The sequence below is a fragment of the Pseudoxanthomonas mexicana genome, from assembly GCF_010093385.1.
Classification (GTDB): Bacteria; Pseudomonadota; Gammaproteobacteria; order Xanthomonadales; family Xanthomonadaceae; genus Pseudoxanthomonas_A; species Pseudoxanthomonas_A mexicana.
Window position 1 is genome coordinate 1 of sequence record NZ_PDWV01000002.1, and the last position, 20,091, is coordinate 20,091.

Here is a 20,091-nt window from a genome sequence, read left to right on the forward strand (position 1 = left end):
GGGGCCAATGGGGGCAGCGGGGGGACTGAAGGCGCGTCGGTAGCCATTAATCAATTCCGGTTTGGCGATGGTCAGAGTGTCCTCCAATTCCAACTGCCGAACCAGAATTCCGATTCCGAAATTCGCCAGCAGGTGCCATCATTTGGCGCATTCGGGAATATCAGATCCCACCTTTAAGCCGCACTGAGAATCTGAATTCTACGATTTGCGGGCTTTTACGGAGTTGTAAGCCTTACAAAACAATCATTTATGGGATTTTTACGGTGATCACACGTCATCGCGTGGTCGCTTATGTTCGGAGGTGATCGGAGTGATCGTGGATTGGCAAGGAGGAGCATCCCAGTTTCCGCCCTTCACCGCCACCATGGTCAGACAGGAATCGTTCACGCGGAGGGCGTGTCGCGACCACGCGCTGAGGACGATCCGCATCCAATCATGAACCTCCGGCCCTTCCTATCGTTGGCTTAAGCCAACCACGGAAGCAGCCCGGATGTCAGTCGCCACCCTCAACAAGCGTCTCGTTGCCACTGCCCGGCCCAAGGAGCGCGCGTACGAGCTCAGGGACACGCAGGTACGCGGCCTCCTGCTCCGGGTGCAGCCCAGTGGGCATAAAGCCTGGGTCGTCACCTGGGAGCACGGGAAGCGTCGTACGCTGGGGTCTGCTGGGCGCCTGACACTCGACGAGGCCCGCGAGACCGCCCGCAAGATCATCGCGGAACACATCCGGACCGCGCTGCACTCCCGTCACGCTTGACTCCACCACCGACCGGCGTAGCATTTGAGCCAGCCAAGGGACAGACCCGCGGCGTGCACAACGACATGAGGGATTCTCATGGAATACGACTATCTGGTTTTCATCGGGCGATTCGAGCCCTTTCATAACGGCCATGCCGCCGTTGCCCGCCTTGCACTGGGACGGGCCAACAAGCTGATCTTTCTTGTCGGTTCCGCCGACACCCCCCGCAGCCTGCGCAACCCCTGGACCGTGGCCGAACGTGCCGTGATGATCCAGGCGGCCCTTGAAGGCGCCACCGACCGGCTGTTGATCCGCCCGCTGCGCGACCACCTGTACAACGAAGCCCAGTGGATCGCCGGCGTGCAGCGCACCGTGGCCGAGGCCATCCGCGCCGATGGCGGCGACGCTGACGCGAAAGTCGGCCTGGTCGGCATGGACAAGGACGCATCCAGCTACTACCTGCGCGAATTTCCGCAGTGGCCGCTGGTGGACGTGCAGCACACCGAAACCCTGTCGGCCACCGAACTGCGCCGCTATCTGTTCGAAGCCGGCTCCATCGACTTCCATGGCGCCCTGTTGATGCTGCGCGGCAACGTACCGGCGCCGGTCTACGAGATGCTGGAGGCCTTCCGCCGGAGTTCGCCGGCGTACGCCCAGCTGGTGGCCGAATACCAGTTCATCGAGCACTACAAGGCCGCCTGGAAGGACGCGCCCTACCCGCCGACCTTCGTGACCACCGACGCCGTGGTGGTCCATTCCGGCCACGTGCTGCTGGTGCGCCGCCGCGCCGAACCGGGCAAGGGGTTGTGGGCGCTGCCGGGGGGATTCGTGGGCCAGAACGAGGGCCTGCTGGATTCCTGCCTGCGCGAACTGCGCGAAGAGACCCGGCTAAAGGTTCCCGTGCCCGTCCTGAAAGGCTCGCTGAAAGGCCAGCACGTCTTCGACCACCCCGACCGCAGCCAGCGCGGTCGCACCATCACCCACGCATTCCACTTCGACTTCCCAGCCGGCGAACTGCCTGACGTGCGGGGCGGCGACGATGCCGACAAGGCCCGCTGGATCCCGGTCAGCGAAGCGCTGGAGATGGGGCCCAAGCTGTTCGAAGACCACCTGCACATCCTCGAGTTCTTCCTGGGCCGGGGCTGACCCGGCCTGACCCCGCCGGCGGATAGACCGCCGGCTTCATCCGACGCGAAGGAGCTTCCGTCATGCAAACCCTCAGCAACCTCCTCCTCAACACCGACAGCTACAAGGCCAGCCACTGGCTGCAGTATCCGCCGGGTACCGATGCCACGTTCTTCTACGTGGAGTCGCGCGGCGGCATCCACGACCGCACGGTGTTCTTCGGTCTGCAGGCCATCCTGAAGGAATACCTCGCCACGCCCGTCACCCATGCCGACGTGGGCGAGGCGCGCGATGTGTTCGCCGCGCACGGCGAGCCGTTCAACGAAGCCGGCTGGCGCGACATCGTCGACCGCCACGGCGGCCACTTGCCGATCCGCATCCGCGCCGTACCGGAGGGCACCGTGGTGCCCACGCACGAAGCGCTGATGACCATCGAGTCGACCGATCCGCAGGCGTTCTGGGTGCCGTCGTACCTGGAGACGATGCTGCTGCGCATCTGGTACCCCATCACCGTGGCGACCATCAGCTGGCATGCGAAGCAGACGATCCGCCAGTTCCTGGAACGCACCAGCGACGACCCCGAAGGCCAGCTGCCCTTCAAGCTGCACGACTTCGGCGCCCGCGGCGTGTCCAGCCTGGAATCGGCCGCCCTCGGCGGCGCGGCGCACCTGGTCAACTTCATGGGCACCGACACCGTGTCCGGCCTTTTGCTGGCGAAGGCGCACTACCACGAACCGATGGCCGGCTTCTCCATTCCGGCCGCCGAGCACAGCACCATCACCAGCTGGGGCCGCGACAACGAAGTGGAGGCCTACCGCAACATGCTGCGGCAGTTCGCCAGGCCGGGTTCGATCGTGGCGGTGGTGTCGGACAGCTACGACATCTTCCATGCCATCCGCCAGCACTGGGGCACCGCGCTGAAGCAGGAGGTGATCGATTCCGGCGCAACCGTCGTGATCCGTCCCGATTCGGGCGATCCCGTCGCCGTGGTCCACCAGTGCCTGGACCTGCTGGACGAGGCCTTCGGCCATACCGTCAACGGCAAGGGCTACAAGGTGTTGAACCACGTGCGCGTGATCCAGGGCGACGGCATCAACCCCAGCAGCATCCGCGCCATCCTGGAGCGCATCACCAGCGCCGGCTACGCCACCGACAACCTGGCTTTCGGCATGGGCGGCGCACTGCTGCAGCGCCTGGACCGCGACACCCAGAAGTTCGCACTCAAGTGCTCCGCCGCGCGCGTCAATGGCGAATGGATCGACGTCTACAAGGACCCGGTGACCGACAAGGGCAAGCAGAGCAAGCGCGGCCGCATGACCCGGCTGCGCCATCGCGAGTACGGCGGCTTCCGCACGGTGCCCGTGCCCGCCTCCGCCGCCTCGCTGGACGACGTCGAAAGGCCCGCCGGTTACGACGACGCCATGGTCACCGTCTGGGAAGACGGCCGCCTGCTGCGCGACTGGACCTTCGCCGAGATCCGTGCGCACGCCGACGCGGCACGTCTCTAGCGGCTCATCCCTGCGGCACGCCGGTCATGTCGGGCAGGCGGTGCGCCACCCCCTTGTGGCAGTCGATGCAGGTCTTCTTGCCGGTGCCCAGCCACAGCTTGTGCACCTGCGCGGCGCGCGAGCCCTGGCGGGTGAGGTCCATCGAGTCGTAGTCGTGGCAGTTGCGGCATTCCAGCGAGTCGTTGGCCTTCAGCCGGTTCCATTCGTGCGTGGCCAGGATCAGGCGCTCGTCCAGGAACTTCTCGCGCGTGTTGATGGTGCCGAAGATCTTGCCCCACACCTCCTTCGAGGCCTGCATCTTGCGTGCGATCTTGTCCGTCCAGTTGTGCGGCACGTGGCAGTCCGGGCAGGTCGCGCGCACGCCAGAGCGGTTGCTGTAGTGGATGGTGGTCTTCAGTTCCTCGAAGACGTTGTCCTGCATCTCGTGGCAGCTGGTGCAGAACGCTTCGGTGTTGGTGGCCTCCAGCGCCGTGTTGAACCCGCCCCAGAACAGGATGCCGGCGATGAATCCGGCCACCGTCAGGAAGCCCAGGCTGTAGTGCCGGCTGGGCAGTCGCAGGGTGCGCCACAGGTCCAGTATCCGTGCCTTGGTCCGTGACCACATGGGCTACTCCTTCGCCGTCGGCGGCGACAGCACGCTGTCGATGTCGCGGAACTGGTTGGCCACCAGCACCGGCGCGTCGGTCTGCACCACGTGGCACTGGTTGCAGAAATAGCGGCGCGGCGAGATGGTCGCCAGGAACTGGTCGTCGCGGTCCATGTAGTGGGTCACGCTGACCGGCGGCGCCTGGAAGGTGGATGCATTGGCGCGCGCGTGGCACAGCATGCAGCGGTTGCTGTTCCGGTCGACCTGGTAGCCGTCGATCGTGTGCGGGATGGTCGGCGGCTGCATGGGGTAGGCGCGTGCGCGCCTGAGGTCGGCGTTCTCCACGTGCGCCAGCGGCGGCGGGTGCCCTTCCTGGTCCACCGGTACGCCCCGGCGCAGCGCATCGATCTGTCCCGCGCCGGGGATGAACACCGCGCGCGCCTCCACCGGCACGGGTGCGGCTTCCGCCACGGCATCCACGTGCTTCGGCCGGCCTAGCAGCCAGCCCGCCACGAACACCAGCGCCATCAGCACGCCTGTCAGCGCCACCGCGATCCACAGCTGCTTGTTCTGCATGGCGAGCCTCCTAGGCGGCGACGACCTTGACCGCGCACTTCTTGTAGTCGGTCTGCTTGGAAATCGGATCGGTGGCGTCCAGGGTGACCTTGTTGATCAGCTGGCCCGCGTCGAACCACGGCACGAACACCACCCCGCGCGGCATGCGATTGCGGCCGCGCGTCTCCACCCGCGAGCGCATCTCGCCGCGGCGCGAGGCCACGATGATCTCGTCGCCGCGCTTGAGCCCGCGATCCTTCGCGTCGTCCGGATTCATGAACACCACCGCGGCGGGGAACGCCTTGTACAGCTCGGGCACGCGCATCGTCATCGAACCCGAATGCCAGTGCTCCAGCACACGCCCGGTGACCAGCCACAGGTCGAAGTCGTCGTCGGGCGATTCCGCCGGCGGTTCGTACGGCAGCGCCCAGATCACCGCCTTGCCGTCCTTGTTGCCGTAGAACTCGAAACCGCTACCCGCTTTCACGTAAGGATCGGCACCTTCACGATAGCGCCACCGCGTCTCCTTGCCCTTCACCACCGGCCAGCGCAGGCCGCGCGCCTTGTGGTAGTCGTCGAACGGCGCCAGGTCGTGGCCATGGCCGCGACCGAAGGCGGCGTATTCCTCGAACAGGCCCTTGTGGACATAGAAGCCGAACAGCGCCGATTCGTCGTTGGCGTAACCGGGTTCGATGTCGGAAGCCGGAAACCGGTCCACGTTGCCGTTGCGGTACAGCACGTCGAACAGCGTCTTGCCCTTGTACTGCGGGTTCGCCGCCAGCAGATCGGCCGGCCAGCACTCGTCGGTGGTGAAGCGCCTGGAGAATTCCATCAGCTGCCACAGGTCCGAGCGCGCTTCCCCCGGCGCCTTCACCAGCTGGTGCCAGAACTGTGTGCGGCGCTCGGCGTTGCCATAGGCGCCTTCCTTCTCCACCCACATCGCCGCGGGCAGGATCAGGTCCGCCGCCTGCGCCGTCACCGTGGGATAGGCATCGGAGACGACGATGAAGTTGTCCGGGTTGCGGTACCCCGGCCACGTCTCCTCACGCAGGTTCGCCGCCGCCTGCATGTTGTTGTTGACCATCACCCAGTACGCATTGAGCTTGCCGTCCTTCAGTGCGCGGTTCTGCTCCACGGCGTGGTAGCCCACCTTCGGAATGATGGTGCCGTGCGGGATCTTCCAGATCTCCTCGGCATGCTTGCGGTGCTCGGGATTGGTCACCACCATGTCCGCCGGCAGGCGGTGGCTGAAAGTGCCCACCTCGCGCGCCGTGCCGCACGCCGACGGCTGCCCCGTCAGCGAGAACGGGCTGTTGCCCGGGGTGGCGATCTTCCCGGTCAGCAGGTGGATGTTGTAGACCATGTTGTTGGCCCACACGCCGCGCGTGTGCTGGTTGAAGCCCATGGTCCAGAACGACATCACCTTCGTCTTCGGATCGGCGTACAGCTCGGCCAGCTGCTCCAGCCAGCCGCGTTCCGCGCCGGTCATCTCGACGGCCTTCTCCAGCGTGTACGGCGCGACGAAGGCGGCGAACTCCTCGTAGCCGATCGGCTGCCCACCGTTGGGGTCCTTGGCATGCTTCGCCTTCACCTCCAGCGGATGCTCCGGGCGCAGGCCGTAACCGATGTCGTCGTTGCCGCGCTTGAAGGTGGTGTGCCTGTCGACGAACGCCTTGTTGACCTTGCCGGTGCGGATGATGTGGTTGGCGATGTAGTTGAGGATCACCAGGTCGGTCTGCGGCTTGAAGATGATCGGGATGTCGGCCAGCTCGAAGCTGCGGTGCTCGAACGTGGACATCACCGCCACCTTCACGTGCGGATGCGACAGGCGGCGGTCCGTCACCCGCGTCCACAGGATCGGATGCATCTCGGCCATGTTCGACCCCCACAGCACGAACGCATCGGCCGCCTCGATGTCGTCGTAGCAGCCCATCGGCTCGTCCATGCCGAAGGTACGCATGAAGCCGGCCACCGCCGAGGCCATGCAGTGGCGCGCGTTCGGGTCGATGTGGTTGCTGCGGAAGCCGGCCTTCATCAGCTTGTTGGCCGCGTAGCCTTCGAAGATCGTCCACTGACCGGAACCGAACATGCCGATCGCATCGCTGCCCTTGTCCTTGAGCACGCGCTTGAACTGCGCGGCCATCACGTCGAAGGCCTCGTCCCAGCTCACCGCGGTGAACTCGCCGTCCTTGGCGTAGGCGCCGTTCTTCTTGCGCAGCAGCGGTTGGGTCAGGCGGTCGGCGCCGTACAGGATCTTGGAGAGGAAGTAGCCCTTCACGCAGTTGATGCCGCGGTTGACCTCGGCATGCACGTCGCCGTGCGTGGCCACCACGCGCCCCTCCTTCACCGCCACGTTCACGCCGCAGCCGGTGCCGCAGTAGCGGCAGGGCGCCTTGTCCCACTTCAGCGTGGTCAGGTCGCCTTCGGTGACGACGTTGCTGCCGGTGCCGGTCAGCGGCAGGCCGGCCGCAGCGGCGGCCGTGGCCAGCGCGCTGTGGCGGATGAATTCACGACGTGTGCTCATGGGCCTCTCCGGTCGCGGACAGGATGGACAGGGACGGCAGCGCTTCGTCGAGCGCGTGCGCCGGCTCGGCGTGGTGGTAGACCAGCAATACGTTCAGCACGCCCGGCACGGCCTGCAGCTGGTCCACGCGCGCCATCACCGCGTGGCGGTCGGCGGATTCGCAGATGACCACGCTGCGCGTGCCGCCGGCGAGCGCCAGGTCGAGGTCGGCGTGTTCGCGGATCATCGCCGCCAGTGCGTCGGCCGCGGTTTCGCGGTGCTGGACGACGAAGCTGGCAATGTGGACTTCGGCATCGGGAGCGGGTGCGTTCAAGCGAGGGCCTCCATGGCGGGTGCGTGATGCAGGGCGATGGCGTCCACGGGACACGGCGCGACGCAGGCGCCGCAGCCCGTGCATGTTTCGGGATCGACCGTGGCTGCGCCGCGCGCGCCGGGCGGCACACGGATCGCGGATGCGGGGCACACCTCGCGGCAGCTGGCGCAGACCACGCCCTGCGCCGACAGGCAGGTGTCGGCGACGCCGGCCACGAGCGTCCACGGCGGATCGCGCGCGGGTTCGAACGCGCCGCTGCCGCACGCGGCCACGCAGTCGCCGCAGAACGTGCACTCGCCCGCGCGCGCCTCGAAGCGCGGCAGGCCGTCGGCGTCGCGCAACAGCACCTGCTCGGGGCATGCGCGCACGCAGGCATCGCAGCGCGTGCACGCGGCGAGGAATTCAGGTTCTGACTTCGACCACGGCGGTCGGCATGCAGCAGGTGGCGGCGTGACCGGCACACGACCGAACAGCAGGGCACGACGGGAAGGAGAGCGGATGTCGTCCATCGCTCAAGGCCCGGTCGGCGGGCCTGCGAACAGCAGTTGCCACATCCACACAAGAAAGCCATAGCCGGCGACGAACAGGACCGCCATCAGGGGAAACACCACCAGCGTCAGCAGCAGGAACGCCAGGCGCTCCTGCTGTTTGCTCGCAACGGCTGTTCCTGCGCCCTGCTCCATGATGCCTACCTTGCGGGTGGGTACTGGGTGCGACGATGCTGCGGCCGCAGGCTATCACATTAATGTGAGGTGTCCGACCCGCTCATCCGCTGCGGGTCTGGATCACCGATTGCTGCAGTGCGATCCACTCTTCCGGCGTGTTGCAGTTGCGCAATGCCTGCTGCCAGCGCGCGGCAGGCAGATGCTGCGTGTCGATGCCCTGCTGCAGGGCCCGCAGCGAGCGCTCCCGGCCGGCGCGCGCGCCCACGGCACGCATCAGCGCGCGCATGCCGTCGTCCACGCGCAGCATCATCGGCAGGGGATGGCCTTCCACGCAGGCGCATGCCGCATCCACCGCCAGCAACGCATGCAACAGGTCGGTGGACAGCAACGGCATGTCCACGGGCACGACGATCCATGTGCCATCGGTCAGACGCGGCGCGAGTTGCGAGAGCGCCCCCATCGGTCCGGTATCGCGCGTCGCGTCGGGCACGCCGCCCACGTCAGGGCGGTCCCCGCTGACGATCACCTCGATCGCGCCCGCGTCGATCAGCATGCCGCGCATATGCGTCAACAACGTGCCGTTCCCCCACGGCAGCAAGGCCTTGTCCGTGCCCATGCGCGAGGAACGCCCACCTGCCAGCAGCACCGCACGCCATGCGGGCGATGTCTGGCTCATGCCGGCATCCAGGCGGGCGGTTGCAGATGGCTCAGGCCATGCACCTGCACGCGCGTGCCGGCGGCGACGTCGCCGAGATCGGACGGCAACGTGATCCACGCCGTCGCCTGCGAGAACGGCAACAGGCGGAACGATGCCTGCGCCTGCGCCACGTGCGCATGCAGGCGACCGTCGCGGTCGCAGCGCAGCGTGCCGTGCAGGACGGCATGCAGTCCTGCGCGCGAGCGACAGTCGTCGGCCAGCGGCAGCCAGCACGTCGTTTCCGGCGGCAGGCCCAACCAGGCGCGCAGCAGCGGCTCCACCAGGAAACGGAAGCCCACCGCCGTGGACAGCGGATTGCCCGGCAAGCCGACGAACATCGCACCTTCGCGCAGGCGCGCAGCCAGCACCGGTTTGCCCGGACGCAGCGCCACGCCATGGAACAGCGTCTCGGCGCCGCGCGCCTGCAGCGCGGACGGCACGAAGTCGTAGCACCCTTTCGACACCGCGCCCGTGCTGAGCCCCAGGTCCGCGCCCTCGGCCAGCGCGGCGTCTACCGCGGCGTGGAAGACCGCCACCTCGTCGCCGCCGCGCCGCATGAAGACCGGTTCCGCACCTGCCGCGGCCAGCGCGGCACGCAGGTAGGGCGAGGTCGCATCGTGGATGCCGCCCGGCGGCAGCGGCGTACCTGCCGCCACGATCTCGCCACCGGTCGCGAGCACGGCCACGCGCGGACGCCGCGCCACCCGGATGCGCTCGATGCCCAGCCCGGCGACCAGCATCACGGCGGCCGGATCCAGCACGTGTCCTGCGGGCAGCACGCACTGCCCAGGCTGCACGTCTTCGCCGCAGCGACGGATGTTCGCGCCCACCACCACGTCTCCCTGCACGCGTATGCGCGAAGCGCCCGACGCGGCGGCAGGCAAGGCCTCTATCCGCTCCACCGGCACCACCGTGTCGGCGCGCGCCGGCAACGGTGCTCCGGTCATGATCTCCCAGGCGGACGCGTCGTCCTGCGGCGCGGGCTGTCCGGCGGCGATGCGCGCGCCGATCTCCCACACCTGCGCCGTGGCATCCGGCCGCCCGGCCGCGACCAGCGCAACGCCATCCAGCGCCGCGTTGTCGAACGGCGGCAGCGCTACCGGGCTGACTACCTCGTGGGCAAGCACGCGACCGACGGCATCGCCGGGGGCACAGGGCTGCACGCCCAGCCGGTCCACGCCGCCGCACAGCCGCTCCACCGCCTCCCGGTAACCGATCACCCTGTCCCCTCGCCGACAACGCCTGGCCCAGCCTAGTGCCGGCCGCCGGCCTTTGCCAGCCGCCGCCACGCCTTCACGCGACTGAACCTGCGACCGCAAGCCGCAGCCGATTGACCCATATCAAGGACAGTCGCGTGGTGCGGGCCTAGGCTGCACCCATGGCCAACCTGTCCTCCCTGTTCGATCCCGACCTGCTGCGGCGCTACGACACGCCGGGGCCGCGCTACACCTCGTATCCGACGGCGCCGCAGTTCTCGCCCGGTTTCGACGAGAGCGACCTGCGCGCCATGGCGGCGACCAGCAACGGCGACCCCATCCCGCGGCCGTTGTCGCTGTACCTGCACATCCCGTTCTGCACCAGCCCGTGCTTCTACTGCGGCTGCAACCGCATCATCACCCGCGACACCGCGCGCGGCGCGGCCTACCTGACGCGGCTGTACCGCGAAGTGGCGATGGCCTCGGCGCTGTTCGACCGCGACCGCGACGTGGAGCAGGTGCATTTCGGCGGCGGCACGCCCAACTTCCTTACCCCGGCGCAGATCGCCGAAGTGATGGACGTGCTGCGGCGGCACTTCTCCTTCGCCGCACCGGCGCGGCTGGACTGTTCGATCGAACTGGATCCGCGCTTCATCACCCCGGACGACGTCGGCGCGCTCGCCGCCGCCGGCTTCAACCGCGCCAGCCTGGGCGTGCAGGATTTCGACCCCGAAGTGCAGCGCGCGGTCAACCGCATCCAGAGCGTGGAGCAGACGCTGGCGATCATCGACGCCTGCCGCACGCATGGCCTGCAGTCGGTGAACGTGGACCTGATCTACGGCCTGCCGAAGCAGAGCCTTGAGGGCTTCTCGCGCACGCTCGACATCACCCTGGAGGCGCGGCCCGACCGCCTGGCGATCTACAGCTACGCGCACCTGCCGTCGATGTTCCGCCCGCAGCAGCGCATCAACGCCGAGGACCTGCCTTCGCCGGAGGTCAAACTGGGCCTGCTGCAATGCGCGATCGACAAGCTGGGCGAAGCCGGCTACGTCTACATCGGCATGGACCACTTCGCCCTGCCTGGCGACAGCCTGGCGCAGGCGCAGCAACGTGGCGACCTGCACCGCAACTTCATGGGCTACACCACCCATGCCGAGAGCGACCTGGTGGGCCTGGGCGTAAGCGCCATCAGCCACATCGGCCCGAGCTTCAGCCAGAACCCGCGCGACCTGGGCAGCTGGGAACAGGCCATCGACCAGGGCCGCCTGCCCGTGTGGCGCGGCATGCGGCTGGAGGAAGACGACGTGATCCGCGCCGACGTGATCCAGCAGCTGATGTGCCACGGCACGCTGGACTACCGCGATCTGGGCCGCCGGCATGTGATCGAGTTCACGACTTACTTCGCCGACGCCCTGCAGCGGCTGCGCCCGCTGCAGGACGACGGACTGGTGGAATTGCGCCCGGACGGATTGCGGGCCACCTCGCGCGGACGGATGCTGTTGCGTATCATCGCCATGTGTTTCGACCGCTACCTGCCCACCGCTGCAGCCTCGACGCCTCGCTTCTCGCGCACCGTCTGACCACTCCGGGAGTGTCCGCATGAGCTCGCCGCTGGTCTTCCCGCGCACGGACGCGAGCATCGTCGCCGACGACGGCGATGCGCTGAGCTTCTGCTCCACCTGCGCGTTCTCGCAGGCCTGCCTGTCCGAGGGCATGGACAAGCGGGCGCTGATGGACCTGCATGTACTGGTCGAACACGTCGGCCCGCTGCGCGCCGGCGAACACGTGTTCCGCGAGGGCGATCCGTTCGGCGCCATCGCCGCGGTGCGCGCGGGCACGGTGAAGACCTACCAGGTCGACCGCAACGGGCACGAGCAGGTGCTCGGCTTCCATCTGCCCGGCGAAGTCATCGGACTGAACGCGATCCACGGCGACCGCTATCCCTGCAACGCCATCGCCCTGGACACGGTGATGCTGTGCCGCTTCTCGTTCCCGAAGATCGCACTGCTGGCCACGCGCCTGCCCAACCTGCAGCAGCACCTGTTCAAGCTGATGAGCCGCGACATCGGCGTGGCCTCGCTGTTCGCCCGCGACAACACCGCCGACGAGCGCATGGCCGCGTTCCTGATCGGCCTGTCGCGCCGGCTGGCCGCGCGCGGATTCTCGCCGCGCCGGTTCCAGCTGACCATGGCGCGTACCGACATCGCCAACTACCTGCGCCAGGCGCCGGAAACCGTCAGCCGCGTGCTGCGCCGTTTCGAGCAGGACGGCCTGCTGCACATCAAGCAGCGCGATGTCGAGATCCTTGACCTGCCCCGCCTGGAAGCCCTCGCGCTGAGCGTGCTGCGGGACTGAGGTCGGATCCCTTGTAGGAGCGACGTCAGTCGCGACCGCACGGCCAAACAGTCGAACAACCCGTCATTCGCCAGTCGGGCGCGCCGCGGCGCGTTCCTGAATATCCAAGGTGTGTTGGGGCGCGGTCGCGACTGACGTCGCTCCTACAGAGAGCACACCGTCCGATCCGCTCCCCGCTTGACCTGCGTCATGGAGCCCCCGCGCCGGTGCGCCGATGATGCGGCCGTTTCCCGAGGAGAGCCGCATCATGAATTCGACACGAAAGTTGTGGGTGGGGTTGGCGGCCCTGCTCATGGCGTCGTTCGCCGTCCTGCTATGGGTCGGCAGCGAGACCTACCGCCAAGCGCCACCCATGCCCGAACAGGTGGTCACCACCGACGGCAAAGTGGTCTACACCCGCCAGGACATCGAGACCGGCCGCCAGGTGTGGCAGTCGATCGGCGGCCAGCAGCTGGGCTCCATCTGGGGCCACGGCGGTTACGTGGCACCCGACTGGGGCGCGGACTGGCTGCACCGCGAAGCGGAGGCGATCCTCGACCTGTGGGCCAAGCGCGACACCGGCGCGGACAGCTACAAGACGCTGGACGAAGCCACCCAGGCCGCCTACGCCAAGCGCGTGCAGTCACTGTTGCGGCCCAACACCTACGACGCCGCCACCGGCACGATCACGGTCGATGCCGACCGCGCGCAGGCCATCGCCCAGGTCGCCGACCACTACCAGCGCCTGTTCGGCCACGACCCTTCCACCGCGGAGCTGCGCGAGGCCTATGCCATGCGCAACGACACGGTGGCCGATGCCGAGCACCGTCGCCAGCTGACCGCGTTCTACTGGTGGGCCGCATGGGCATCGGTCACCGAGCGCCCCGGCTCGGAGATCACCTACACGGCCAACTGGCCGCATGACGAACTGGTCGGCAACACGCCGGCGTCCAACCTGCTCATCTGGACGGTGTTCAGCGTGCTGTTCCTGATCGCCGGCATCGGCCTGCTGGGCTGGCACTACGCCACCAGCCACGGCGAGGAAATGGTGCCGGTGCTGCCGAAGAAGGATCCGCTGGCCGCGATCAAGGTGACGCCCTCGATGCGCGCCACCGCCAAGTACTTCTGGGTGGTGATCGCGCTGTTCCTGGTGCAGATCCTGCTGGGCGCGACCACCGCGCACTACCAGGTCGAAGGCCAGGAAGCCTATGGTTTCGCGCTCGCCGAAATCCTGCCCTACTCGCTCACGCGCACCTGGCATACCCAACTGGCGGTGCTGTGGATCGCGACCGCCTGGCTGGGCATGGGCCTGTACATCGCCCCGGCGATTTCCGGACACGAGCCGAAGTTCCAGCGCCTGGGGGTGAACTTCCTGTGGGCGTGCCTGTTGATCATCGTGGTCGGTTCCTTCACCGGCCAGTGGCTGGCGGTGATGCAGAAGCTGGGGCTGGCCAGGAACTTCTGGTTCGGCCACCAGGGCTGGGAATACGTAGACCTGGGCCGCTTCTGGCAGTGGTTCCTCTTCGTCGGCCTGCTGCTGTGGCTGACCCTGGTGGGACGCGCGCTGTGGCCGGCGATCCGCAGGGGCGACGATTCGCGTTCGATCGTGGGCCTGCTGTTCCTGTCGGTGGTGTGCATCGGCCTGTTCTACGCGGCCGGCCTGATGTGGGGCGAACACACGCACCTGTCGATGGTCGAATACTGGCGCTGGTGGGTCGTGCACCTGTGGGTGGAAGGCTTCTTCGAGGTGTTCGCGGTGGCGGTGATCGCCTTCCTGTTCACCCGCCTGGGCCTGCTGCAGGTGCGCAGCGCGACGCTCACGGTGCTGTTCGCCACCATCGTGTTCATGGCCGGCGGCGTGCTGGGCACGCTGCACCACCTGTACTTCACCGGCACCACGCCGTCGGTGATCGCCCTGGGAGCAAGCTTCTCCGCGCTGGAAGTGGTGCCGTTGGCCTATGTCGGCTTCGAGGCCTACCACAACTACAAGCTGGGCAAGGCCACGCCGTGGATGGCCAAGTACAAGTGGCCGATCATGTTCTTCCTGGCGGTCTCGTTCTGGAACCTGGTGGGTGCCGGCCTGTTCGGCTTCCTGATCAACCCGCCGCTGCCGCTGTACTACATGCAGGGCCTGAACCTGACCGCCAACCATGGCCACACGGCGATGTTCGGTGTGTACGGCATGCTGGGCATCGGCCTGATGCTGTTCTGCCTGCGCGGCCTGAAGCCGGACGTGGCGTGGAACGAGAAGCTGCTGAAGACGGCGTTCTGGGCGCTCAACATCGGCCTGGCCGGCATGGCCGCCTTCACCCTGCTGCCACTGGGCATCCTGCAGCTGATCGCCTCGGTCGACCACGGTTACTGGTACGCGCGCTCGGCCGAGTTCATGCAGCAGCCGATCGTGGAGATGCTGGTGTGGATGCGCGTACCGGCCGACACGCTGTTCAGCGTGGGCGCGGTGGCGCTGGCCTGGTTCGTGTTCCGCCTGTGGGTGGCCCCGCGCCGCGAGCCCCTGCCCGCCGCGCAACCGAGCGAAGCCTGACCCTGGAACCGGCATCCGCGGATGGGGATGCCGGGCCACCTGCTGCAGGTTGCAGCCAGAGAGCCGCGCAAGCGGCTCTCTTTTTGCGCAGGCATCAGATTGGAATCCTTCTCCCCGTTCACGGGGAGAAGGTGGCCGAAGGCCGGATGAGGGGCGCCGCAGCTGCAGACCCCTGCGCGTCCGGAAGCTCGCCCGGCGCAAACTCTGCGCAGCGTTTTGCCACTAACATCCACCGAGGCGGCGGACATCGCCACTAGCTGGCGACTGGTGTTTCCACCTCAAGTGAACCCGATGCAATCGATGGAGCGATCATGGGCTACGAAATCCATATCACCCGCAAGACCGAATGGTTCGACGAAGACGGACCGGAGATATCGCTGGAGGACTGGAAGGCCTACATCGCATCGGACCCCGAAATGCGGCTGGACGGCTACGCGGAAGCGACCATGGAAAACGGCGACGTCTTCCGCACTGAGCACGACGGCATTGCGGTCTGGACCGCATATTCCGGACATGGCGTCGACGGCAACATGGCCTGGCTCTACCCCGGCTCAGGCGGCATCGTGGCCAAGAATCCGGACAGGGAAATCCTGGCCAAGATGTTCGAGATCGCCCAGGCGCTCGGCGCCCGCGTGGTGGGCGACGAAGGGGAAGAGTACGGGACGGATGGGGAAATGGCCGAAGCCGCCGAGGCGGCCGAAGAAGCTGCATCGCCCGGCATGAAGCAGGCCAAGCGTCCGTGGTGGAAGATATTCTGATGCGGATAGGCTCACGGGCTGGGCTGAGCAAAGCTCAGTACCCACACGGACTCGGCTATGGAGCAAGAATCCTCTCGGCGGATAAAGATCACGCTGTTGGGGTTTGCAGGCTTACCCCAATTGATGATCTGACCTATCTGGACTCCCTGCATGCATAAAGTAGGCCTCTACGCTTTTATCACGATGATGCTCTTCGTCGCTGCCTGCATGATGCTCACCGCGGGATCGCACCCGGGCATGATCGTCCTCGTGCTGGGAGGCATGGCACTCCTTGCCTTCCGCGTTAACACGATCATCGACCGGGGGCGTACGCGCCGCGGCAAGCCCCGGGACTTCACCATGAGTTTCATGGATATCAGCGAACTCAAGGCCAGCGACTTGATTGAACTGATGGTCACCGTCCTCGTTTCCTTGGCCATGTTCGCTATCGGGATCCTGGTTTTTGGTAACCAGGCCCTAATCGGCTGACAACGTGGAACCAAAGCTCGCGGAAGCGACACTCGCGACGTTTGACCGGTAGCTCGTAACAGATGACGTGATGGCTGGAAGCGCGGCTCAAGTCGCGGCTCGACGAGTTCAGGCGGGGCCAGTCGGTCTTCAACACCGACACGGACGTGTGCCGGTCTGGGTCATCGATGAAGGATTGGTGCAAGCGGGTCGAGGACCACGCCGCCCCCCTGTTCGCTGGATTCGAGCTTTTCTGTCGCTACGTCCGTTCAACCATAGCTCAGTGCGAACACCCACCGCAGCATTGCCCCGCCTTGTGACCGCGCGGTTCGCTGTCGCCGGCTTCGGCGTTTTCGCCGACCTCCTTGAGGATGGCGATCACGCGCTCGGTGGGCAGCGTGGTCATCACCATCAGCCGGCCGGTGCCGGCTTCCAGGCTGACTTCGGCTTCCGGGTCCCAGGCGCGCAGGGCCTCGGTCATGGCCTGCTGGCGTTGCGCGGAGGGTGCATGGGTGTGATCGGACATCGGGCTTCCTGTGGTCTTGGGTGCGCGCTGGCGCGGGTGGCAGGACTGTAGGCGTTCGCCGCGCACGCGGCCTTGACCGGAATCAAGGCGACGCAGGCATGCGAATCGCGCCCGGCCTGACCCACGTCAAGGCGGTCGCGGGTCGGGGCGGGCACGCTGGCACCCATGAAGATCGACATCGTTCCCCCACCCCGTCCGCGCGCCGCGCCGCCCCAGGCCGGCCTCTCGCCGGCATGGCTGGCGCATGCACCGCATCGACTGATGTTCTTCATCGGCGCCGGCAACGTGTTGCTGGCGATGCTGTGGTGGGCGCTGTGGCTGGTGGCCACGCGCTGGGGCCTGTGGACGATGCCGCAGACACCGATCTACGCCGGCTGGCTACATGCGTTCCTGATGCAGTACCTGGTACTGCCCAGCTTCATCTTCGGCTTCCTGCTGACCGTGTTCCCGCGCTGGATGGGCATGGCCGACCTGAAGCGCTGGCATTACGTGCCGGTGGGCCTGGGCCTGATGGGCGGGCAACTGGCCATCCTGCTGGGCGTGGCGGGCTGGCAGGCGGGGCTGACCGTCGGCCTGTGGATGGCGCTGGCCGGCTGGACCACGGCACTGCTGACGCTGGGCCGGTTGCTCGCGGACGACACCGCCAAGACCTGGCACGCGCGTTCGTGCTTTGCCGGGTTGCTGCTGGGCTGGCTGGGGCTGGTGATGTTCATCGCCTTCGCGCTGGGCGCGTCGCCCACGTGGGCGTTCGCCAGCATCAAGCTCGGTGGCTTCGGCCTGCTGCTGCCGGTGTACGTGACGGTGGCGCACCGCATGTTCCCGTTCTTCGCCGGCAACGTGGGGCCGGGCTACGTGCCGTGGCGCTCGCTGCCATGGCTGGGCGCGGTGTGGGCGCTGCTGATGGCGCATCTGGGCCTGGAACTGGCGCACGCCTACGCCTGGCTGTGGCTGGCCGACGTGCCACTGCTGCTCCTGACCGCGTGGGCGGTGCATCGCTGGTGGCCGCGCGGCCGCATGCCGGGGCTGCTGGCCGTGCTCTTCATCGGCACCGCATGGCTGCCCATCACCTTCCTGCTGTACGGAGTGCAGAGCATCACCTTCCTCGCGACGGGCGAGTTCGTGCTGGGGCGCGCGCCGATGCATGCGATGTTCATCGGTTTCTTCGGCAGCCTGCTGGTGGCGATGGTCACGCGGGTGACGCAGGGCCATTCCGGACGGCCGCTGGAGATGCCGAAGGTGGCGTGGTTCGCCTTCGTCGCGATCCAGGGGGTGGCGGTGATGCGCATCGTGGCCGATGTCGCGCCGGATGCGATGGCGTGGCACGCCGCCGCCGCCGTGGGCTGGCTGCTGGCGCTGGCGCCATGGGTCGGGCGCATCGGCGGCATCTACCTGCGACCGCGTGCGGACGGGAGGCCCGGATGAGCGCCATGATGACCTTCTACCCCGACATCAAGCTGGTCCACATGGGCGCGGCGATGACCAGCGGCACGCTGTTCGCGCTGCGCGCACTCGCGCTGCTGGCCGGCATGCGCTGGCCGCGCGCGGCGGTGGTGCGCTACACCAGCTACACCATCGACACCGTGCTGCTGACCGGCGCGATGATGCTGCTGACGATCCTGCCGGCGGGCATGTTCGCCAACGGCTGGCTGACGGTGAAGATCGCCTTCCTGGTCGCTTACGTGGGGCTGGGCATCGCCGCGTTCCGTCCCGCGCGTGGCAACGGTGCGCGCACCGCACTGGTGGTCGCGGCGGTGCTGTGCTTCCTGCAGGTGTACGGCATCGCCCGCGCCCACGATCCGTGGGGCTGGCTGCTGTGGCTGGGGAGTTGAACGCCATGGATACCGCTTTCGATACCGGACTGTTGCCCGAAGCCTTCGCGACCTGCGCCTGCTGCGTGCGCGAATCGCTGGACGCCGCCGGGCTGTCGCTGGACTGCGCGCCCGACCACCAGGACCCGGAGCCCGACGCATGGCACATGCCCTGACCCTGGTGCGGCTGGACCTGCGCGACCTGGCGGCACCGGAGCCGATGGAGCGCATCCTCGACTGCCTGCGCACCCTGCAGCGCGGTGAGCGCCTGGTGGCGCAGACGCCGCTGTTTCCCGCGCCGCTGCTGCCGATCCTGGACCAGTGGGGATTCGCATACCGGGTGCGCGATACCGAAGCAGGCAACGCCTGCATCGCGATCTGCCACGTCGCCGACCGGCATGTACTGGAGCCCCCACAGGCGGCATGAGCGGACTGGCGTTCGCGTCGGCGCCGCGGCCGTCGCTGCCGATGCGCTTCCTGATCGCGGCGCTGGCGTGGGGCGCCGTGGCGGGGCTGTGGCTGGCCTGGCAAGGCGAGATCGCGCTGCTGTCGCGCTGGACGCCCGCGACGCTCGTGCTGGTGCACGTGTTCGCGCTGGGCCTGCTGGGCAACGCGATGCTGGGCAGCCTGGTGCAGTTCCTGCCCGTCGCCGCCGGCAGTCCCTTGCCGGGAACGCGTGTCGTGCCGTGGCTGCATGCGGCGTTCACCGCCGGCCTGGCCCTGCTGCTGGCGACGCTCGCCGCATCGTCGCACGCGCTGGCCCTGCCGGCGGGCGGACTGCTGGGCGGATCGCTGGCGATCTTCGCGCTGCTGGCACTGGCGGCCGTCATTCGCGGCAAAGGCGCACGCGCGGTGCGCGAGGGCATCGGCCTGGCACTGCTCGCGTTGATCGCGACGGCGGCACTGGGCCTGCTGTTGCTGGCGGCACGCACCGGTGGGCGCGGGCCTGCGGCCGCGGGCGTGGTGGACGTGCACGCGGCCTTCGGCGTCATCGGCTGGGTGCTGGGATTGCTGGCCGCGGTGGGCGGAGTGACGCTACCGATGCTGCAGGGCACGCGCGCGCTGCCGGTCCCTGCATTGCGCACCTGGCAGGTCGCATCGATGCTGACGCTGGGCATCGCGGTGGCGACACTGGCGGACGTGCTCCCCGACAGCGCCTGGCGCCTCGCGGCGTGGCCGCCGGCCGCGTTCGCCCTCGCCGTATGCGTGCTGCAGGCGCGCGCACCGCATCGTCGCAATCCGGTCCTGCGCCGTTTCTGGCAGGCCGGCTGTGCGTGCCTGTTCGCCGCCAGCCTGCTCGTGCTGCGACCCGACGTGCCGCTGGTGCCGCTCGGCGTCCTGGTATTGGGGGTCGGCCTGCCGCTGCTGGTCGTCGGCATGGCGCTGGAGATCACCGCCTTCCTCACCTGGATCGCGTTGCGCCAGCGCGTACCGCGCGGCGTCCGTGTGCCCGGCGTGGGCAGCCTGTTCGAGGAAGCGGACAGGCGGCGCGCCTTCGTCCTGCATGCCGTCGCGGGCGCATGGCTGGTGGCGGCCGCATTCGCGCCGGCCCTCGCCCGCAGCGCCGGCCTCGCGATCGCGCTCGCCCATGCGGTGAGCCTGCACGGGCAGTGGCGCTGCTGGCGGCAGGCGGCGACGTGGCGGTGCGCTGGCGACTGATGTTCCAGCACCGTCCTCGTCCTGGAAGTCTCGAACGACGGGCCGTTCGTGGTGAGCCTGTCGAACCACGCGTCGGATAGCGGCAAGGGCCCGTTGATTCCTCGCAGAACGA

22 protein-coding genes are annotated in these 20,091 nt (G+C 67.8%); 13 read left to right on the top strand and 9 right to left on the bottom strand.

The features are described 5' to 3' along the window. The first annotated feature begins 490 nt into the window (after positions 1-490). From CSC76_RS00960 to CSC76_RS00970, 3 genes are all read left to right on the top strand, one after another. Positions 491-754 carry an Arm DNA-binding domain-containing protein gene (locus CSC76_RS00960; RefSeq protein ID WP_162108197.1) on the top strand — a complete coding sequence of 88 codons (264 nt, stop codon included), beginning with the start codon at positions 491-493 and terminating at the stop codon, positions 752-754. A gap of 72 nt (positions 755-826) precedes the next feature. Next, positions 827-1,882 carry a bifunctional nicotinamide-nucleotide adenylyltransferase/Nudix hydroxylase gene (locus tag CSC76_RS00965; protein WP_162108334.1) on the top strand — a complete coding sequence of 352 codons (1,056 nt, stop codon included), beginning with the start codon at positions 827-829 and terminating at the stop codon, positions 1,880-1,882. A gap of 62 nt (positions 1,883-1,944) precedes the next feature. Beyond that, positions 1,945-3,369 (top strand): nicotinate phosphoribosyltransferase, encoded by a 1,425-nt coding sequence (locus CSC76_RS00970; protein ID WP_162108198.1) that lies wholly within the window; start codon positions 1,945-1,947, stop codon positions 3,367-3,369. Between the two features lie 4 nt (positions 3,370-3,373). Here the strand turns inward: CSC76_RS00970 and CSC76_RS00975 are convergent, their stop codons facing one another. The 8 genes from CSC76_RS00975 to CSC76_RS01010 form a co-directional block, all read right to left on the bottom strand. After that, positions 3,374-3,973, bottom strand: a complete 600-nt coding sequence (locus CSC76_RS00975; protein ID WP_162108199.1) for a NapC/NirT family cytochrome c — start codon at positions 3,971-3,973, stop codon at positions 3,374-3,376. A 3-nt stretch (positions 3,974-3,976) separates the two neighbouring features. After that, positions 3,977-4,531, bottom strand: coding sequence for a nitrate reductase cytochrome c-type subunit (locus tag CSC76_RS00980; protein WP_162108200.1), 555 nt, complete (start codon positions 4,529-4,531; stop codon positions 3,977-3,979). Positions 4,532-4,541: 10 nt separating this feature from the next. Continuing rightward, a complete protein-coding gene (gene napA / locus CSC76_RS00985) occupies positions 4,542-7,034 on the bottom strand; it encodes a periplasmic nitrate reductase subunit alpha (protein WP_162108201.1) in 2,493 nt (830 codons plus the stop codon). Further along, positions 7,018-7,347, bottom strand: a complete 330-nt coding sequence (locus CSC76_RS00990) for a chaperone NapD (RefSeq protein ID WP_238394828.1) — start codon at positions 7,345-7,347, stop codon at positions 7,018-7,020. The genes napA and CSC76_RS00990 overlap by 17 nt, the downstream gene beginning before the upstream one ends. After that, positions 7,344-7,856, bottom strand: a complete 513-nt coding sequence (gene napF, locus CSC76_RS00995) for a ferredoxin-type protein NapF (RefSeq protein WP_162108203.1) — start codon at positions 7,854-7,856, stop codon at positions 7,344-7,346. Before napF ends, CSC76_RS00990 begins: the two co-directional genes overlap by 4 nt. Positions 7,857-7,859: 3 nt before the next feature. Further along, positions 7,860-8,030, bottom strand: a complete 171-nt coding sequence (locus CSC76_RS01000; protein WP_162108204.1) for a periplasmic nitrate reductase, NapE protein — start codon at positions 8,028-8,030, stop codon at positions 7,860-7,862. A gap of 82 nt (positions 8,031-8,112) precedes the next feature. Further along, positions 8,113-8,688 (bottom strand): molybdenum cofactor guanylyltransferase, encoded by a 576-nt coding sequence (mobA, locus tag CSC76_RS01005; protein ID WP_162108205.1) that lies wholly within the window; start codon positions 8,686-8,688, stop codon positions 8,113-8,115. Beyond that, on the bottom strand, positions 8,685-9,929 hold the full coding sequence (locus CSC76_RS01010; protein WP_162108206.1) for a molybdopterin molybdotransferase MoeA: 1,245 nt from the start codon (positions 9,927-9,929) through the stop codon (positions 8,685-8,687). Before CSC76_RS01010 ends, mobA begins: the two co-directional genes overlap by 4 nt. 158 nt (positions 9,930-10,087) lie before the next feature. On the opposite strand from CSC76_RS01010, the gene hemN reads away from it, so the two are divergent. The 5 genes from hemN to CSC76_RS01035 all read left to right on the top strand — a co-directional run bounded on the left by hemN (position 10,088) and on the right by CSC76_RS01035 (position 16,007). Then, positions 10,088-11,485 (top strand): oxygen-independent coproporphyrinogen III oxidase, encoded by a 1,398-nt coding sequence (gene hemN / locus CSC76_RS01015; RefSeq protein WP_162108207.1) that lies wholly within the window; start codon positions 10,088-10,090, stop codon positions 11,483-11,485. Between the two features lie 19 nt (positions 11,486-11,504). Then, positions 11,505-12,260 carry a helix-turn-helix domain-containing protein gene (locus CSC76_RS01020; protein WP_162108208.1) on the top strand — a complete coding sequence of 252 codons (756 nt, stop codon included), beginning with the start codon at positions 11,505-11,507 and terminating at the stop codon, positions 12,258-12,260. A gap of 247 nt (positions 12,261-12,507) precedes the next feature. Beyond that, positions 12,508-14,781, top strand: coding sequence for a nitric-oxide reductase large subunit (locus CSC76_RS01025; RefSeq protein ID WP_162108209.1), 2,274 nt, complete (start codon positions 12,508-12,510; stop codon positions 14,779-14,781). A gap of 311 nt (positions 14,782-15,092) precedes the next feature. After that, the gene (locus CSC76_RS01030; protein ID WP_202923455.1) at positions 15,093-15,539 is read left to right on the top strand and encodes a hypothetical protein; all 447 of its coding nucleotides are present in this window, start codon (positions 15,093-15,095) and stop codon (positions 15,537-15,539) included. 150 nt (positions 15,540-15,689) lie between these two features. Then, positions 15,690-16,007 (top strand): hypothetical protein, encoded by a 318-nt coding sequence (locus CSC76_RS01035; RefSeq protein ID WP_162108210.1) that lies wholly within the window; start codon positions 15,690-15,692, stop codon positions 16,005-16,007. 259 nt (positions 16,008-16,266) lie between these two features. Here the strand turns inward: CSC76_RS01035 and CSC76_RS01040 are convergent, their stop codons facing one another. Beyond that, the gene (locus tag CSC76_RS01040; RefSeq protein WP_162108196.1) at positions 16,267-16,512 is read right to left on the bottom strand and encodes a hypothetical protein; all 246 of its coding nucleotides are present in this window, start codon (positions 16,510-16,512) and stop codon (positions 16,267-16,269) included. Between the two features lie 165 nt (positions 16,513-16,677). On the opposite strand from CSC76_RS01040, the gene CSC76_RS01045 reads away from it, so the two are divergent. From CSC76_RS01045 to CSC76_RS01065, 5 genes are read left to right on the top strand one after another with little or no spacing between them, the layout of a single operon-like run. Then, positions 16,678-17,934 carry an NnrS family protein gene (locus CSC76_RS01045; protein WP_162108211.1) on the top strand — a complete coding sequence of 419 codons (1,257 nt, stop codon included), beginning with the start codon at positions 16,678-16,680 and terminating at the stop codon, positions 17,932-17,934. Continuing rightward, positions 17,931-18,341, top strand: coding sequence for a SirB2 family protein (locus CSC76_RS01050; protein ID WP_313221289.1), 411 nt, complete (start codon positions 17,931-17,933; stop codon positions 18,339-18,341). Before CSC76_RS01045 ends, CSC76_RS01050 begins: the two co-directional genes overlap by 4 nt. A gap of 5 nt (positions 18,342-18,346) precedes the next feature. Beyond that, on the top strand, positions 18,347-18,496 hold the full coding sequence (locus CSC76_RS01055; protein WP_162108212.1) for a hypothetical protein: 150 nt from the start codon (positions 18,347-18,349) through the stop codon (positions 18,494-18,496). Then, positions 18,481-18,747, top strand: a complete 267-nt coding sequence (locus CSC76_RS01060) for a DUF2249 domain-containing protein (RefSeq protein WP_162108213.1) — start codon at positions 18,481-18,483, stop codon at positions 18,745-18,747. Before CSC76_RS01055 ends, CSC76_RS01060 begins: the two co-directional genes overlap by 16 nt. Further along, entirely contained in the window at positions 18,744-19,979 is a 1,236-nt protein-coding gene (locus tag CSC76_RS01065) for a hypothetical protein (RefSeq protein WP_162108214.1), read from the top strand. Before CSC76_RS01060 ends, CSC76_RS01065 begins: the two co-directional genes overlap by 4 nt. Positions 19,980-20,091 lie beyond the last annotated feature (112 nt).